11 protein-coding genes are annotated in these 17,034 nt (G+C 73.7%); 9 read left to right on the top strand and 2 right to left on the bottom strand.

Going from position 1 to position 17,034, the window contains the following annotated elements:
- The first annotated feature begins 19 nt into the window (after window positions 1–19).
- From ABZW10_RS07400 to ABZW10_RS07380, 5 genes are read left to right on the top strand one after another with little or no spacing between them, the layout of a single operon-like run.
- The gene (locus tag ABZW10_RS07400) at window positions 20–6,355 is read left to right on the top strand and encodes a type I polyketide synthase (RefSeq protein ID WP_355361306.1); all 6,336 of its coding nucleotides are present in this window, start codon (window positions 20–22) and stop codon (window positions 6,353–6,355) included.
- A 17-nt stretch (window positions 6,356–6,372) separates the two neighbouring features.
- Window positions 6,373–7,242: a 3-hydroxyacyl-CoA dehydrogenase family protein gene (locus ABZW10_RS07395; protein WP_355361304.1), complete on the top strand. Its 870-nt coding sequence runs from the start codon at window positions 6,373–6,375 to the stop codon at window positions 7,240–7,242.
- A gap of 22 nt (window positions 7,243–7,264) precedes the next feature.
- Window positions 7,265–7,546, top strand: a complete 282-nt coding sequence (locus ABZW10_RS07390) for an acyl carrier protein (RefSeq protein ID WP_355361302.1) — start codon at window positions 7,265–7,267, stop codon at window positions 7,544–7,546.
- Entirely contained in the window at window positions 7,539–8,654 is a 1,116-nt protein-coding gene (locus ABZW10_RS07385) for an acyl-CoA dehydrogenase family protein (RefSeq protein ID WP_355361300.1), read from the top strand. Before ABZW10_RS07390 ends, ABZW10_RS07385 begins: the two co-directional genes overlap by 8 nt.
- A 35-nt stretch (window positions 8,655–8,689) precedes the next feature.
- Entirely contained in the window at window positions 8,690–9,790 is a 1,101-nt protein-coding gene (locus ABZW10_RS07380; protein WP_355361541.1) for an HAD-IIIC family phosphatase, read from the top strand.
- A gap of 42 nt (window positions 9,791–9,832) precedes the next feature.
- Here the strand turns inward: ABZW10_RS07380 and ABZW10_RS07375 are convergent, their stop codons facing one another.
- Window positions 9,833–10,495: a class I SAM-dependent methyltransferase gene (locus tag ABZW10_RS07375; RefSeq protein WP_355361298.1), complete on the bottom strand. Its 663-nt coding sequence runs from the start codon at window positions 10,493–10,495 to the stop codon at window positions 9,833–9,835.
- A gap of 154 nt (window positions 10,496–10,649) precedes the next feature.
- The gene (locus ABZW10_RS07370; protein ID WP_355361296.1) at window positions 10,650–12,533 is read right to left on the bottom strand and encodes a BTAD domain-containing putative transcriptional regulator; all 1,884 of its coding nucleotides are present in this window, start codon (window positions 12,531–12,533) and stop codon (window positions 10,650–10,652) included.
- A 606-nt stretch (window positions 12,534–13,139) separates the two neighbouring features.
- On the opposite strand from ABZW10_RS07370, the gene ABZW10_RS07365 reads away from it, so the two are divergent.
- From ABZW10_RS07365 to ABZW10_RS07350, 4 genes are all read left to right on the top strand, one after another.
- Window positions 13,140–13,901, top strand: coding sequence for an alpha/beta fold hydrolase (locus tag ABZW10_RS07365; protein WP_355361294.1), 762 nt, complete (start codon window positions 13,140–13,142; stop codon window positions 13,899–13,901).
- Between the two features lie 159 nt (window positions 13,902–14,060).
- Window positions 14,061–14,312, top strand: a complete 252-nt coding sequence (locus ABZW10_RS07360; RefSeq protein ID WP_355361292.1) for a hypothetical protein — start codon at window positions 14,061–14,063, stop codon at window positions 14,310–14,312.
- A 256-nt stretch (window positions 14,313–14,568) separates the two neighbouring features.
- Window positions 14,569–15,531, top strand: coding sequence for an ACP S-malonyltransferase (locus ABZW10_RS07355; RefSeq protein ID WP_355361290.1), 963 nt, complete (start codon window positions 14,569–14,571; stop codon window positions 15,529–15,531).
- The gene (locus ABZW10_RS07350; RefSeq protein WP_355361289.1) at window positions 15,528–16,607 is read left to right on the top strand and encodes an arylcarboxylate reductase; all 1,080 of its coding nucleotides are present in this window, start codon (window positions 15,528–15,530) and stop codon (window positions 16,605–16,607) included. Before ABZW10_RS07355 ends, ABZW10_RS07350 begins: the two co-directional genes overlap by 4 nt.
- The last annotated feature ends 427 nt before the right edge of the window (window positions 16,608–17,034 follow it).

Here is a 17,034-nt window from a genome sequence, read left to right as displayed (position 1 = left end):
GAAGGAGAAGCCCGACCCCATGCCCACCGACACGGACCAGGTGGTCGCCGCCCTGCGTGCCTCGCTGCTGGACAACCAGCGCCTGCGGCAGGAGAACCGACGGCTCCGCGACGACTCCGCCGAGCCCATCGCCATCGTGGCGATGAGCTGCCGCTACCCCGGCGGCGTACGCACCCCGGAAGACCTGTGGGAGCTGCTGCTCAAGGAACGCGACGCGGTCTCGCCGTTCCCCACCGACCGCGGCTGGGACGTCGAGGGCGGCTTCGACGCCGACCCCGACGCCCCCGGCACCTTCTACGTCCGTGAAGGCGGCTTCCTGCACGACGCGACCGGCTTCGACCCCGGCTTCTTCGGCATCTCTCCGCGCGAGGCCCTGGCCATGGACCCGCAGCAGCGGCTGCTGCTGGAAGCGTCCTGGGAGGCGGTGGAACGCGCGGGCATCGACCCGACGACCCTGCGCGGCAGCCGCACCGGCGTCTACACCGGAGTGATCTACAGCGAATACGGGTCCCGGCTCGGCCGGGTGCCCGACGAAGTGGAAGGCTTCCTCGGCACCGGTACCATCCCCAGCGTCGCCTCGGGCCGGATCGCCTACACCCTGGGCCTGGAAGGCCCGGCGGTCACCCTGGACACCGCCTGCTCGTCCTCCCTGGTCGCCGTCCACCTCGCCTGCCAGGGGCTGCGCTCCGGCGACACCACCCTCGCCCTGGCCGGAGGGGTGACCGTGATGTCCACCCCCGGCCTGTACGTCGGATTCAGCCGCCAGCGCGGCCTGGCGCCCGACGGGCGCAGCAAGTCCTTCTCGTCCGCGGCGGACGGAGCCGGGTTCGGGGAGGGCCTGGGCCTGCTCCTGCTGGAACGGCTCTCCGACGCCCGGCGCGCGGGGCATCCCGTCCTGGCCGTCATCCGCGGCTCGGCCGTCAACCAGGACGGCGCCAGCAACGGGCTGACCGCTCCGAACGGGCCCGCGCAGCAGCGCGTCATCAACGAGGCACTCGCCCGTGCCGGACTCGCCCCGTCCGAGGTGGACATGGTGGAGGCGCACGGCACCGGCACCACCCTCGGCGACCCCATCGAGGCCCAGGCGCTGCTGGCCACGTACGGGCAGGACCGGCCCGCCGGGCGGCCGTTGCGGCTGGGATCGCTGAAGTCCAACCTGTCCCACACCCAGGCCGCCGCGGGCGTCGGCGGGGTGATCAAGTCGGTGCTCGCGATGCGGCACGGCGTGATGCCGCGCACCCTGCACGTCGACCGTCCCTCGCCCCAGATCGACTGGACCGAGGGAGCCGTCTCCCTGCTCACCGAGGCCGCCCCCTGGCCGGAGACGGGACGTCCGCGCCGGGCCGGGGTGTCCTCCTTCGGCGCCAGCGGCACCAACGCCCACGTCGTCCTCGAACAGGCCCCGGCCGACCCGGCGGCTTCCGACGGGCCCGCCACGCCGGAACCGGTGCCCGCCGCCGTCCCCTGGATCCTGTCGGCGCGTACTCCGGATGCGCTGCGCGCCCAGGCGACAGCGCTGTACGAGCGGGTGGTGGCGGAACCGGGCCTGAGCGTGACGGACGTCGGCCATTCGCTGGCGGCGGGGCGTTCGCGGTTCGCGGAGCGCGCGGTGGTGGTGGGAGCGGACCGGGGCGAACTGCTGGCCGGTGTCGCCGCCCTGTCGCGGGGCGTGCGTGCGGCGGGCGTGACGGTCGGCAGCGGGCTGCTCCCGGGCCGTTCGGTGCTGGTGTTCCCGGGTCAGGGTTCGCAGTGGGTGGGGATGGCCGCGGAGCTGTTGGCCGAGTCGGCTGTGTTCGCGGAACGGATGGCGGAGTGCGAGCGGGCTCTGGCGCCTTACGCGGATTGGTCGTTGGCGGAGGCGCTGGGTTCGGAGGCGCTGTTGGCGCGCGTCGATGTGGTGCAGCCGGTGCTCTGGTCGGTGATGGTGTCGCTGGCGGAGGTGTGGCGTGCGTTCGGCGTCGTTCCGGACGCGGTGGTGGGCCACTCGCAGGGCGAGATCGCCGCGGCCGTGGTGGCGGGTGGTCTGAGCCTGGAGGACGGGGCGCGGGTGGTCGCGTTGCGTTCCCGTGCGGTGGGTGCGCTGGCCGGCCGTGGCGGGATGGCGTCGGTGCCCCTGCCGGTGGACGTGGCACGGGAGCGCATCGCCCCGTGGGCGGGCCGGCTCTCGGTGGCGGCGGTGAACGGCCCGTCGTCGGTGGCGGTGTCGGGCGACGCCGACGCGGTCACGGCCCTGGTGGAGGAACTCCTGGAGGAAGGGGTGTGGGCGACTCGCATCGAAACCGACTTCGCGTCGCACTCCGCGCACGTGGAGGAGATCCGCGAGCGCCTGCTCTCCGACCTTGACGGGATCACCCCCCTCGCGGGTGCGGTGCCGTACTACTCCAGCGTGACCGGCGGCCTGCTGGACACGAAGTCCCTGGGCGCCGAGTACTGGTACCGCAACCTCCGGCAGACCGTCGAGTTCGAGCGGGCGACCCGCTCGCTCCTCGCGGCCGGGCACCGCGTCTTCATCGAGTCCAGCCCCCAGCCCGCCCTGATGTACGCGATCGAGGACACGGCCGCCGACGCGGGCGCTCCGGAGACGCTGGTGCTCGACACCCTGCGGCGCGGGGCCGGAGGGCTCCGCCGACTCCAGCTCGCGCTCGCCGAGGCACACGTCCGGGGCCTGCGCGTCGACTGGGAGCGGCTGTTCGCGGGAACCGGCGCCCGGCGGGTGGACCTGCCCACCTACGCCTTCCAGCGACGCCGCTACTGGCTCGACGCCCTGCCGGCGGCCCGGGACCAGGCGGCCACCGGTCAGTCCGCCGCGGACCACCCGCTGCTCGGCGCCGCGGTCGAACTGCCTGACGACGCGGGCACCCTCTTCACCGGCCGGCTCTCCTCGGCCACCCACCCCTGGCTCGCCGACCACGCCGTGGCCGGAGCCGTGATCCTGCCCGGCGCGGCCCTCGTGGAGCTGGCCGCGCACGTGGGCCGCCGCCTCGGCTGCGCCCTCGTGGAGGAGCTGACCCTCGCCGCCCCGCTGCTGCTGCCCGACGATCAGGCCGTGCAACTGCGCGTACGGGTGGGTGCCGAGGACGGCACGGGGCGGCGCCCGGTGGAGTTCCACTCCCGGCCCGAGGCCGCCCCCGGAGCCGCCGACCCGCCCTGGACCCGGCACGCGACCGGCACGGTCGGCCCCCGGGACCCCTCGGCCGACCGGGACGACACGGCCGAACCGGCCGGCGCGTGGCCCCCGCCCGACGCGGTCCCCCTCGACGTGGACGAACTGTACGGGCTGCTCGAAACCCGGGGCGTCGCCTACGGCCCGGCGTTCCGGGGCCTGCGCGCCGCATGGCGCACCACGGACGCGGTCCACGCCGAAGTGGCCCTGCCCGACGGCCTCCCCGGCACCGGAGCGGACGGCTTCGGAGTGCACCCGGCCCTCCTGGACGCAGCCCTCCAGACGACCGGTCTGCGCGAAGGCGCCGCGACCGCGGAGCCCGCCGACGGCGTCCCGCTGCCCTTCTCCTGGCAGCGCGTGGCGATCGAACCCTCCGACGCGTCGGTCCTGCGCGTCCGGCTGCGCCCCGACGGCCCCGACGCCGTCGCCGCGCGGATCACCGATCCCTCGGGGCGTACCGTGGCGACGGTCGGCTCGCTCACCCTGCGCGCGGCGTCCACCGCCGCACTGCGGGCGTCCTCCGGCTCCGTCTTCCACGTCGGCTGGACACCGGTCACCGCCGGGCCCGGGCCGCGCCCGGTGACCCGCTGGGGCCTCCTCGGCCCGCGGGACGAGCGGCTGCTGCCGGCCGCCTTCGCCGCCGAACCCCTGTCCGCGACACCCGACGCGATGCTGCTGACCTGCCCCCCGTCCGCCGACGCCGTGACCGCGGACGGTGCGACCGCGGACGCCCCCGCCCGGGACGCGGACCCCGCGGCGGTGCACGCGGCGGTGCACGCGGTCGCGTCCGGGGTCCTGGAGCGCCTCCAGGCCCACCTGGCCGACGACACCACCGCCCGTACGCCCCTGGTGGTGCTCACCCGGGGTGCGACCGGCCCGCTCGGTGCGCAGCCGCGGCCGGCGGACCTCGGCGCGGCGGCCGTCTGGGGCATGCTCAGGGCCGCTCAGCTCGAACACCCCGACCGGTTCGTGCTGCTGGACACCGAAGGGCCGGACCCGGACGGTCTCGGCGACGCGCTCGCCGACCTCCTCGCCACGGGCGAGCCACAGGCAGCCCTGCGCGGCGGCGTCCTGTACGCGCCCCGACTCGTACGGCCGCCGGCCACCACGGCCACGGCCACCACCTCCGCGTCCGCCCCCGCGACAGCGAACCGGTCGGCCGGCCCGTTCGGGCCGTCCGAGGGGACCGTACTGGTGAGCGGCGGCGGCGCTCTCGCGGCCGTCCTGGCGCGCCATTTGGTCGCCGCGCACGGGGTACGCCACCTCCTCGTGCTGAGCCGCCGCGGCGCCGACGCCCCCGGCATGCCGGAGCTGACGGCGGAGCTGGCCGGGGCCGGAGCCGAAATGGCCGCCCTCAGCTGCGATGTGTCCGACCGTCAGGCGCTCGCCGGCGCCCTGGCGGCCATCCCCGAACGCCATCCGCTGTGTGCCGTGGTCCATACCGCCGGAGTGCTCGACGACGGTCTGCTGGACGGGCTGACGGGGGAGCGGATGACCGCCGTCCTGCGGCCCAAGTTCGACGCCGCCCGCCACCTCGACCAGCTGACGCGCGGAGCGGGCCTCTCCGCGTTCGTCGTCTTCTCCTCCGCCGCGGGCGTACTGGGCAGCCCCGGCCAAGCGTCCTACTCGGCCGCCAACGCCGCGCTCGACGCCCTTGTCGCGGAACGCCGACGGCTCGGGCTCCCCGGCCTGTCCCTGGCCTGGGGGCCCTGGGAGCGGGTGAGCGGGATGACGGCGGAGCTCGGCGGCCCCGAACGGCGGCGCATCGACCGGCGCGGCGCCCGCGGCCTTTCCGACGAGGAGGCCATGGCCCTGCTGGACACCGTGTGCGCCGCGGACGCCGCCCCGCCGGGAGACGGGAGTCCCGTCGTCCTGGCCCACCTCGACCTCACCGTGCGCGGCGACGGCCAGGTGCACCCGATGCTGCGCTCCCTGGCCCGGCGCAGCCCGACCGCGACGACCGGAGCGAACAGGACGCCGACCGCTGCCGCAGTGCTGCGGCAGCGGCTCGACGCCGCCGCCGACGCACAGGAACGCGAGCTGGTCCTGCGTGAACTCGTCCTGGCCCAGGCCGCCGAAGTCCTCGGCCACACGGACTCCGGGGCGCTGTCCGCGACGGTGCCCTTCCTCTCCGTCGGATTCGACTCGTTGACCGCGGTCGAGCTCCGCAACCGGCTGGCCGCCGCCACCGGACTGCGGTTGCGGCCCTCCGCCGTCTTCGACAGCGGAACCCCCGCCGCGCTCGCGGCGCGCCTCGCCGCCGAGGCCCGGACGGAAGACACCCCCCGGCCCGGAACGGCACCCGCAACCGGAACCGGAGCCGCTGCATCCGACGCCGCCGACACCGACCCGGTGAGCGTGTTGTTCCGCCGGGCCTGCGAACTCGGCCGGATCGACGAGGGCATCGCCCTGCTCAAGAACGCCTCCGCCCTGCGCCCGGCCTTCCACAGCGGCAGCGACCTCGCGGCCGCCGGCACCGGCCCGCGGCTGCTGCGCCTGCACGAGCGCGCCGACGCCCCCGTACTCGTCTGCTTCGGCTCCGTCGTCGCCCTCGGCGGCGCCCACCAGTACGCCCGCTTCGCCGCCCGCTTCCGGGACCGCTATGCCGTCGCCGCCCTGGACGCCCCCGGATTCGCCCCCGAGGAGGAACTGCCCGCCGACATGTCGGCGCTGCTGGACTTCCAGGCGACGACACTGCTCCGGGAACTGCCCGGACGGACGCTCGTCCTGGCCGGCTCCTCCTCCGGCGGCACGCTCGCCCACGGAGTGGCCGCCGCGCTGGAGCGGCGCGGCGAGGGCCCGGCGGCCGTGGTGCTGCTGGACACCTACCTCTCCGACAACCAGGGCATCACCCAGTTCAACGACGTCCTGCTGGGCGGCATGTTCGCCCGCGAGGACCGGGCGGCCCCGATGGACGGGACCCGGCTGACCGCGATGGGCGGCTACTTCCGCCTGCTCGACGACTGGAAACCCCCGGCGGTCCGCGCCCCGCTGCTGCTGGTCCGCGCTTCCACCCCGCTCGGCCGCCCGTCCGCCGAAGCCGGTGACTGGCGCTCGTCCTGGGCCGGTGCCGACACCGTCGTCGACGTTCCCGGAGACCACTTCTCGATCATGGAACAGCATGTCGCGAGCACCGGCGACACCGTCGCCGACTGGCTCGGCACCACCCTCCGCACCCCCGACGACCTGTGAAGACGAAGGAGAACCCGTTGACCACAGCCCCGTACGACGATTCCCCCCCGCGACACGCCCTCACCGTGCTGGGAGCCGGGGTGATGGGCGTCGGAATCACCGTCCTCGCCCTCGGACACGGCCTGCCGGTCCACCTGGTCGACATCGACCGGGAACGGCTCGACCGGGCCGCGGACCTGATCGACGGCGAACTCCGGCTGGCCGAGCTGATGGGTGCCCTGCCCGCCGGGACGGCCCTCGGCACCCTGGCCACCGACACCTCGCTCAAGGCCGCGGCCGGAGCCACCGCCGTGGTCGAGGCGGTCACCGAGAACGCCGCGATCAAGGCCGCTGTCCTGTCCGAGGTCTCCGGACTGGTCCGGCCCGGAACCGTGCTGATCACCAACACCTCCTCCATCCCCGTCGACGAACTGGCCGGGGCCCTGGAGCGGCCCGAGGAACTGGTCGGCACCCACTTCATGAACCCGCCCTACCTGATCGGAACCGCCGAAGTGGTCCGCGGCGCCAGGACCGGGGACGCCGCGATGGCCGCCGTGGCAGCCCTGCTCACGGCACTGCGGCGGCGGGCGGTGGTCGTCCGGGACGCACCCGGCTTCGTGACCAGCCGCATCCTGCACCCGATGATCAACGACGCGGCCCGGGTCGTGGAGGAGGGCACGGCGACCGCCGAGGACGTCGACGCCCTGATGCAGGGCTGCCTGGGACACCCCACCGGCCCGCTGCGCACCGCGGACCTGATCGGCATCGACAACCTCGTCGACTCCCTCACCGTGCTCCACGAACGCACCGGCGACGACGGCTGCCGCCCCACCGAACTGCTGCTCCGGCTGGTCCGCGAGGGCCGACTGGGCCGCAAGTCCGGGCGCGGTTTCTACGACTACACCTGATCACCCCGACAAGGAGACGGCCATGACCACAGCGGACACGCCCAACACCCACGACCTGGAGAAGGAACTGCTGGGATTCCTGGAAGGACGCACCGGAACCGCCTGGGACGCCGACACCGACCTGTTCGACGCCGGCGGCCTGTCGTCCCTGTTCGCCATGCAGGTGGTGGTGCACCTGGAGAAGACCTACGCCATCGCCGTCCGCGGCGCGGACCTGCGGCTGGACAACTTCCGCACCGTGCGGCGGATGGCGGAGCTGGTGGACCGGCTCCGGGTGGCCGCCGCCGGGGGCCGGCATGGGTGAGGACCTGAGCGGCGCCATGGCCTCGGTCACCCTGCGGGTCGGCGACCTGGCGGGGGAGTGGGACCGGACCGGTCTCATCCCGCTGGACCTGCTCCGCGAACTGGGCGCCGAGGGCCGACTGTGCGCCGAAGTCCCGGAGCAGTACGGCGGCTGGGGGCTCAGCAGCACGCACAGCGGCGCGTACACCGCCCACGTGGGCGGCCTGTGCAGCTCGTTGCGCAGCGTGATGACCTCCCAGGGCATGGCGGCATGGACCATCCAGCGCCTGGGCACCGCCGAGCAGTCGGCCGTCCACCTCCCCCGGCTGACCGGTGGCGGACTGGCGGCGGTCGGCTTCAGCGAGCCCGGCGCCGGCAGCGACCTCGCGGCGATGACGACGACCATCCGCCGCGACGGCGACGCGGTCGTCGTCGACGGACACAAGAAGTGGGTGACCGCCGCCCACTACGCCGACCTGCTGGTCATCGTCGGCCGCTTCGAGGACGGCGCGGTGGCCGTCGTGGTGCCCGCCGACACGCCCGGCGTCCGGATCGAGCGGATCGCCGACCCGCTCGGCTGCCGCGCGGCCGGACACGCGGACGTACACCTCGACGGGGTCCGGCTGCCGGCCGACAGCGTCCTGGGCGGTCACGGACTGCCGCCCGCCCTGCTGGTGACGACCGCGCTGGCCTACGGGCGGATGTCCGTCGCCTGGGGGTGCGTGGGCATCCTGCGGGCCTGTCTGGCGGCGGCCACCGCACACGCCGCCGGACGGGAGCAGTTCGGCAGGCCGCTCGCGGAGCACCAGCTGGTCGCCGGGCACCTCGCCGACCTCTACACGGCCGAGCAGGTGGCCGCGCGGGTCTGCGAGCACGCCAGCCGCTGCTGGGACGAAGGGTCGCCGGACCAGGTGGTGGCGACCGTACTGGCCAAGCACGTCAGCGCGACCCAGGCCGCCCGGGGCGCGGCGACGGCCGTCCAGGTCCTGGCCTCGGCCGGGTCCCGGGACGGGCACGCGGTGGCCCGGGCGTACCGGGACGCCAAGCTGATGGAGATCATCGAGGGCAGCAACGAGCTGTGCCGGCTGATGCTGGCCCAGCACGCCCTCTCCGCTCAGGGGGCACCGTGAGCGGGCCCGCGGCCGACGAGACGAGGAAGGACGACATGGCCGAGACCGTCAAGTGCCTGGTCTGGGACCTGGACGACACCCTCTGGCAGGGCACCCTGCTGGAGGACGGCGAGGTGCACCTGCCGGACGAGGTGCGCAAGGTGGTGATCGAGCTCGACTCCCGCGGCATCCTCCAGTCCGTCGCCAGCCGCAACGACCACGAGCACGCCTGGGCCCGGCTGGAGGCATTCGGCGTGGCCGAGTACTTCGTCCTGCCGGAGATCGGGTGGGGCGCCAAGTCCGAGTCGGTGCGCCGGATCGCCGACCGGCTGAACTTCGCGCTCACGACCGTCGCCTTCGTCGACGACCGCCCCGCCGAACGCGCCGAAGTGGCCTTCCACCTGCCCGACGTGCGGTGCTACCCGGCCGAGCAGGTCCTCGCCCTTCCCGAACTCGCCGAGTTCACCCCCGCGACCAGCACCGTCGACTCCCGGCGGCGCCGCCGGATGTACCAGGCGGGCTTCCGCCGCGAGGCCGAGCGGGCGGCCGCCCCCGGCTCCGACGAGGAGTTCCTGCGCTCCCTGGACCTGCGGATGCGCATCGGCCGGGCCACCGGCGAGGAGCTGTCCCGGGTCGAGGAACTCACCCTGCGCACCAGCCAGATGAACGCGACCGGGGTGCACTACCCGGACGCGGTGCTGCGCGGCCTGATCACCGACCCCCGGCACGAGGTCCTGGTGGTCACCCTCACCGACCGGTTCGGCCCGCACGGCGCGGTCGGCGTCCTGCTGCTGGAGCGGCGCCCGGGCCTGTGGCACCTCAAGCTGCTCGCCACCTCCTGCCGGGTCGTCGCCTACGGCGCCGGCGCGACCCTGCTGAACTGGCTGGCCGACGCCGCCGCCCGGTCCGGAGTCCACCTGGTCGCCGACTTCCGGGCGACCGAACGCAACCGGATGATGGAGATCGCCTACCGGTTCGCGGGCTTCGAGGGCCTGGACGAAGCCCCGTGCCCGTGCGCCGCCGTCCTCGCACCGGCTGCGGAGGACACCGGACTCCAGCGCCTGCACCTGGTCCCCGGCCCGCGCGTGGTGTCCACCGTCATCAGCGTGGACGCACCCGACCTGAACGTGCCGGAAGGGGGCCCGGGAACGTCGTGACCGCCGCAGCGGCCGGCGCTCCCGGGCTCCGGTCCGCTGCCCTCAGCGCTTGCGGACGAGGGTGATCCCGTCGGCCATCACCAGCAGCGACAGCTCCACCCGGGGGTCCTCGTGCAGCAGCCGGTTCAATGCCCGGACCCCGGCGGTCTCCGGGTCCGTGGCGGCTGGATCGGCGACCCGGCCGAAGAAGAGGGTGTTGTCGACCACGATCAGGCCGCCGGCGCGCAGCAGGGCCAGCGAAGTCTCGTAGTAGCGGACGTAGTTGGCCTTGTCCGCGTCGATGAACACCAGGTCGAAGCTCTCCGGCCCGCGTTCCGCCAGCAGTGCGTCCAGGGTTGCGGCGGCATCGCCGATCCGCAGGTCGATCCGCGAGTCGACCCCGTCCCGCTTCCAGAAGTCGGCGCCGACGGCCGGCCACCGGTCGTCGATGTCACAGGACACCAGCACCCCGTCGGCGGGGAGCGCGCGGGCCATGCACAGGGTGCTGTAGCCGGTGAAGGTGCCGATCTCCAGCACCGCCCGCGCCCCCGTCAACCCGACCAGCAGGGCCAGCAGTTGGCCCTCCTCCGCCATCACCTGCATGGCGGTGCCGCCCGGCAGGTCCGCGGTGGTCTCCCGCAGCTCCCTGAGCAGATCGTCGTCACGGAGGGAGACCTCCCGGACGTAGGCGAGCAGGGCGGGGGTGGCTGCTGTCTGGTCGGCCATGGCGAGGGGGTCCTCTCGAAGGAGATCGGGTCGAAGGAGATCGGGGCGAAGGAGATCGGGGCGAAGGAGATCGGGGCGAAGGAGATCGGGGCGGAAAGGATCGGGGCGAAGGGGGATCAGGCGCCGGGTGTCCGTCGCCGGGCCGCCGGGACGGTCACCCGGCGCGCATGTACGGGTGACCGTGCTGCTGTACGGCGACCGCCTCGGCCCGCTCACGGGCGTACGCCCGCAGCAGTGCGTCCAGCCGGTAGCGGCCCCCCAGCGGCGCACCCAGCAGATTCGCCTCGACCAGGGCGTCCAGGGCCTCCTCGGCCTGCGTCTCGGAGCAGCCGAACATCACCGCGGCCCTACTGCTGGAGACCGAACACGCTCCGGCAGCCCCCAGCGCGGTGAACGCCTCGGCCGGGTCGACCCCGGCCGGAGCCGTCCGCCGGAGCCCGGCGTGGTCGGCGTCGAGGCAGGGCCGGACACCGTTGTCGCCCGCGCACAGTTCGTCCAGCAGCCGCGGGGCCTCCGTGAGCCGTCGGGCGAAGTGCCCGATGCTCCAGTGCGGGCGCTCCAGCAGCCGGGTCCCGGCGATCCGGATCGCCAGCGGCAGGCCCGCGCAGACCGTCAGCACCGAACGGGCCGCCCGCGGCTCGGCACCGACCCTGGCCGGGCCGACGATGCTGCCCAGCAGTTCCAGCGATCCGGCCTCGTCCAGCGGGTCGAGCAGAAGGGTGCGCGCCCCCTCCAGATCGGCCAGCCGCCGTCTACTGGTCACCAGCAGCCTGCTGCCCCCGCTGCCCGGTATCAGCGGCCGCACCTGCGCGGTGCTGGAGACGTTGTCGAGTACCACCAGCAGACGGCGGCCCGCGGTGAGCGAGCGGTAGAGGCTCTCCTGCTCCGGCTCCTCCTCGGGTACCTCGTCCCGGGGCACACCGAGGTCCGCCAGGAACCGCGGCAGCACCGCCCGGGCGGTCAGCGGCCGCCCAGCTCCGCCGAGATCCGCGTAGAGCTGGCCGTGCACCGAGGAACCGCGCACGGCGTGCGCCGCGTGCAGGGCCAGCGCGCTCTTGCCGACACCGCCCCGGCCGGTCACCACCGCCGTCGCCACCATGCCCGCGGGCATCGTGCCGGTCGTGAGGAAGTGCTGCAGCCGCGCCAGCGCACCGGAGCGGGCCGACAGCGGCAGCGGCACCGAGGGGAGCTGCGCCGGACTCGGCCAGCAGGACCTTTCCCGGACCGCGGCCGGCGCCGTCGCGACGGCCGCCTCCGGGGCCGTCGCGGGCTGCTCCAGCCGGTCGGGCGGCCGGGGCCGGTCGTGGGCCGAGAGGATGTTCCGGTGGATCTCGCGCAGATCGGCGCCCGGCTCGGCGCCGAGCTGCTCGACGAGCAGCACCCGGGTGCGCCGGTAGAGGTCCAGGGCCTCCGACTGCCGTCCCGAGCGGAACAGCGCCAGCATCAGCTTGCCCACCAGGGCCTCCCGCATGGGGTGCTTCCGCACCAGCCGCACCAGTTCCGGCACGACCTCGGCGTGCCGCAGCAGCGCCAGCTCCGCGTCGAACCGCAGCTCCATGGTCTGCAGGCGAAGCTCCTGGAGGTAGCGGCCCTCCACATCGCGCAGCGTCCGCGACGGGATGTCCGCCAGCGGCTCCTCGCGCCACAGGGCGAGCGCCCCGGCCAGCTCGGCGGAGGAGCCCTCCAGGTCTCCGCGGTCGGCCAGCTCCGCCGCGCGCCGGCGGTGGGCCGTGAACTGCCCGAGATCGCTCTCGTGCTCGCCGAGTTCGAGGAGGTATCCGGGCGCCCGGGTGAGGATCCGGGCGGAGGCGTGCTCCCCCAGTGACTGCCGCAGGCGCATCACATAGGTGCGGACGGTCGCGGCGGCACTCGGCGGCGGCGCGTCGTCCCAGACGTACTCGGCGATCCGGTCGACCGAGATCACCCGGTTGGCGTTGAGGAGGAGCGCCGCCAGGACCACGCGCTGCCTCGGCGCCGACACGTGCACCTCACGCGCGTTCAACCGGACGGAGAGCGGGCCCAGCAACAGGAAGTTCAACGGGAGTCCTCTTGATCGCACGACCGGTGGGCAAGACTGCCTCCAGCGTCTTGGGTGGCCATGTGCGGGTCAACGCGGTCCCGTCGTATCTAGATGTATTCCTAGAGCGCAGGTCTTGTGTTCATGCCGGGTTTACGCTGCGCGGCACCATCACGGCAGCCGGGACCGGGCCGCCCATCCCGGCGTGTGCTCCGGAGGGGCGACACGGAGGTCGCTGACGGCGTACGGCCTTGCCCTGAGGCGCCCCCGCCTCCTCGACCGGGCCGCGGTGCGCGGTCCGGCCGGACCGTTGCCGCCGAGTCGGAGCCGAGTGGATCCCACAGGATTGCTCCGCACTGCGACGTTCTCACCATTTGCCGAAGTATCGGCCGGAATTGAACCCGGACATGAGTGGGCCGGGATGCGCTCCGATGCGTACTTGCTGACATTCCGACGGGCATGGCAGGCTGTCATATGCCGTGCCCGTGGCTCGCCGATCGCCGTGGAGCGGATCTCCCCGTATTGGAAAGTGCCAGCCGGCCCACCGGTGCCGCGGATGTCCCACGTGCTCACCACACCCCGCCCGCCGGCACCGCGCGGATTTCGAGAAAGGAATGAAAGGCCGACATGACCTCCCTCTCCTTGGACAGCGACCGGTGGTGCCGTCGCTTCCATCCCTCGCCGACGGCCACGCGCCGACTGGTCTGCTTTCCGCACGCCGGCGGCTCGGCGAGTTTCTACTTCCCGGTGTCCGCCGCACTGTGCGGCCCGGTCGACGTCCTGGCCGTGCAGTACCCCGGCAGGCAGGACCGCCGGGAGGAACCCGGCGTCCAGGACCTGCACCGCATGGCCGACGAGGTGTCCGAAGCGCTGCGCCGCTGGGACGACCTCCCCCTGACTCTCTTCGGGCACAGCATGGGCGCGCTCGTCGCCTTCGAGGTGGCCCGGCGGATCGAGCGCGCGGGCGGTCGGATCGACCACCTCTTCGTCTCCGGCCGCAAGGGGCCGTCCGCGGACGGGCCCGAGCCTTCCCACCCGCTCGACGACGAGGGCATCGTGGCCGAGGTCAGGGCCATGAGCGGCACCGACGCCCGGCTCCTGGAGGACGACGAACTGCTGGGGATGGTGCTGCCCGCGCTGCGCGGCGACTACCGGGCCCTGGGGGCCTACCGGGCCGACCACGACGCCGCGGTCACCTGCCCGGTCACCGCCGTGGTCGGGGACCGGGACCCCTGGACGCCGGTCCCCGAGGCCGGGAGCTGGCGCGACCGCACGACGGCGGCGTTCGACCTCAAGGTCTTCCCCGGCGGGCACTTCTACCTCAGCAGCCGGGCGAACGAGGTGACCGGCATGCTCCGCGACCACCTCGCCGGCGCGCTGCGCACCTGAGACCACGGACGACAGGAAAGGGGGGACGGAGGAGTGACAGCGTCAGCGACCACTGAGGAGATCGAGCCCGCGCCGCCGCCGCGGTCCGAGCCCGCCGACGACGCCCCGCCGGAGGGCGGGGGCCCTGCCGGCGGCCCTGGCGTCCGGCGGCTGACCGCCGTGGACGTCCGCATCCTGGAAGGCGTCGCGATCGGCACCTCGACCGCACGGCTGGCGGCATCGCTCTACCTGAGCCGGCAGGGCATCGAGTACCGCATCGGGCTGATGATGCGCCATTTCCAGGCCGCGAACCGGCCCGCCCTGGTATCCCGGGCGCACTCCCTCGGTGTGCTGAGCGTCGGGGCATGGCCACCACGCGTTCTCCCGGAATTCCTTGAGTCCCAGAAGAGGGCGGAGCGCACATTTCCCTGATCTCCCCCCGTAAGCCGCCTCCCGGAGGACGGGCCGCACAGAAGTCCTTTCCGAAGGCGGAAACGCATTCCGCCGGTGTGCTGTCGGATATTCTCCCGGACCCGGATATCGCATCGATGTCGCGCCACGAGACGGGTTCCCGGCGTCCGGTCGAACACCGGATTCTGCGGCATTGTGCTGCCGGGCCCGTTTCTGCCGCACTACGCATGGGCTGCACCACCGTCCCCTCCTTTCACACCGATTCACAGGAGCTGTCATGAGTTTGGGGTACCTGTTCGGCGGCGGCGTCGGGACCGAGCCGCACGGCCTGGAGCTCTACCGGGCCTACGAGGTCGTGCGGGGCTGGTACGAGCAAGTCTCCGCATGGACCGGGCTGACGGTCGGACAGATCCTGGAGGAAGACCTCCCGACCGCCCAGGAGGAGCGCCAGAGCGTCGGCACGGTCCGCGAAGCCGCCCTCGCGATCGGCGTGCACGACGTACTCGCCTCGTTCAACCTGCGGCCCGCGGCCATCGGCGGCCTCAGCCTCGGCGCGATGACCGCCAGCTGCCTCGCCGGATCGCTGGGGCGACGGGAACTGTTCGAGATGCTGGCCGGCTCCCGCGACACCCCGGAACCGCCCGCCGAAGACCCGCAGCAGGGGATCGCCATCGCCTTCGGCTCCCTCGCCGAAGGCGCCCCCTCCCACCCCGGCGAGAACGTCCCCGGCATCTACCTGGCAGGCGACTTCGGCCCCACGGCCGACGGCACCCAGCGCATCATGATGCTCGCCGGCCATGCCGAAGCACTCGGCCTGCTCGCCGCCGAGGCCCCGCCGGGAACGGTCGTACCGCTCCCCGGACGCACCATCGCCGTCCACACCCCGCTGCGCCGGCCCTACCGTGACTTCATGGCCCCGCGCATCGACGCGATCCCCTTCACCGCCCCCGAAATCCCCCTGCTGTCCTGCCTGGAGCCCAAGGTCCTGCGCACGGCGGCCGACGTCAGGGACCTCTTCCAGCGCAACTCCACGGACCCGATCAGCCTGGTCGACGTCTACGCCGGGATGAAGGAGCAGGGCGTACAGCTCGGGCTGGTGATGGGCCCCTCGATCCCCGAGGGCATCCTCGCGTTCCCCTTCCCGGTGGTGCACATCGAGCAGCCCGAGCACATCGAGCAGGCCCTGACCACCGCCTACGACCTCGGCATCGACCTCTCCGGCGCCCCGGCCCTGCCGTGACCGCCGCCACCCGCGCCGACCCGGACGCCCAGATCGCGCGATGGCTGGACACCGACCTCGACGAGTGGACCCGCACCGTGGTCCGACGGCACTTCGACCCGGTGTCCGGAAGCCCCTACTGGCTCGGGCAAGCCCCCCGGCTGGACTTCGACCCCCGCGACATCACCCGTTACGACCAGCTCGGTGCCTTCGGCCCGTTCCCGCTCGACCGGCTGCGCACGGAGGACCCCGCGGACCTCGTCCCGCTGTCGGTGCCCAGGCCGCTCGCCGGGCGGGTCTGGGACAGCGGAGGCACCACCGGCACCCCCTGCCGGGCGTTCTACACCCCCGACATGCTGCTGCACCGGGCGCTCTGGCGCCGCTGGTCCTTCGTCAGGGAAGGCTTCGCACCGGGCCGCACCTGGCTGCAGGCCACCCCCACCGGACCGCACCTGATCGGGAACGGCGTCCGGGAGGTCTCCGAGCTCCACGCCGGCCAGGTCTACGCCGTGGACATGGACCCCCGGTGGGTGAAGCGCCTCATCCGGGCGGGACGACTGGCCGAGGTCAGCGACTACACCACCCACCTGCTGGAGCAGATCACCGACGTCCTCAAGCAGGGCCGGGTCCACTACCTCAACACCACCCCGGCCCTCTTCCAGGCCCTCCGCCAGCACCGGCCCGAACTGGTCGCCGCCCTCGACGGCGTACGCCTGAGCGGCACCCAGATCAGCGCCGACATGTACCGGACCTTCACCACCGCCCTGCAGGGCGGGATCTGCGGACTGACCTACGGCAACACCTTCGGCAACGCCGCCTGCCTGGACATCGAGCGGGACGGCGAGCTGATCAGCTACGTCCCGAACTACCCGCAGGTCACCATGGCGGTGGTCGACAAGGCCGACTCCTCGACCCCGGTCCCCCCCGGCACGGTCGGCCAGGTACGGCTCACCGTCCTCCACGAGGACCTCTTCCTCCCCAACATCCTGGAACGCGACCAAGCCCTCCGTCACCCGACCGACCGCTGGCCCACCGACGGCGTCGCCAACGTCCGCCCCCTCCAGACCACCAGTTCGTCCCCCGAGGGCCTCTACTGAACCGTCGCCCCGAGGCGACGACAGGGTGCAGGGCGCATCCGACCCGGGCCGCCGGCTGGTGTCCCCGGGTCGGAGGCCCCCCGGTCAGGAGACCGTGGCCGGCAGGGCCGCCCCGCGAGGACTCCGGTGGGCCGGCTGTCGTGGTGGCTGCGCCGTGGCGCGCAGGGCGTGCGGATCCTCGCGCCCGGTGATCCCGGCAGCGGCGTGCAGGCCGTCGACATCCGTGACGAGGGGACTCGAGTCGCAGGGCGCTCCCTCGCTGCCGACGACGACCCGAAATCCGTCATGGGCCGATTGCCGGACCACGGGTGATCCGCGGCATACGGTCGTGTCAGCGCGGCCGTTCCGCCTCCGCGCGCATCCGCGAAGGAGCGCCACCCTGAACGCTCACGACGACGACGCCGACGGGCCCCGTCACCCCCCACCC

Source organism: Kitasatospora sp. NPDC004723 (assembly GCF_040609255.1).
Taxonomy (GTDB): domain Bacteria; phylum Actinomycetota; class Actinomycetes; order Streptomycetales; family Streptomycetaceae; genus Kitasatospora.
The sequence above is the reverse complement of the archived record's forward strand: the minus strand, read 5'-3'. Positions and strand labels throughout refer to the sequence as shown.

Bases quoted from the DNA above. Each gene is read 5' to 3' on its own strand.
- ABZW10_RS07400 (WP_355361306.1), top strand. From the start codon at position 20: ATGCCCACCGACACGGACCAGGTGGTCGCCGCCCTGCGTGCCTCGCTG.
- ABZW10_RS07390 (WP_355361302.1), top strand. From the start codon at position 7,265: ATGACCACAGCGGACACGCCCAACACCCACGACCTGGAGAAGGAACTG.
- ABZW10_RS07385 (WP_355361300.1), top strand. From the start codon at position 7,539: ATGGGTGAGGACCTGAGCGGCGCCATGGCCTCGGTCACCCTGCGGGTC.
- ABZW10_RS07380 (WP_355361541.1), top strand. From the start codon at position 8,690: ATGGCCGAGACCGTCAAGTGCCTGGTCTGGGACCTGGACGACACCCTC.
- ABZW10_RS07375 (WP_355361298.1), bottom strand. From the start codon at position 10,495: ATGGCCGACCAGACAGCAGCCACCCCCGCCCTGCTCGCCTACGTCCGG.
- ABZW10_RS07365 (WP_355361294.1), top strand. From the start codon at position 13,140: ATGACCTCCCTCTCCTTGGACAGCGACCGGTGGTGCCGTCGCTTCCAT.
- ABZW10_RS07355 (WP_355361290.1), top strand. From the start codon at position 14,569: ATGAGTTTGGGGTACCTGTTCGGCGGCGGCGTCGGGACCGAGCCGCAC.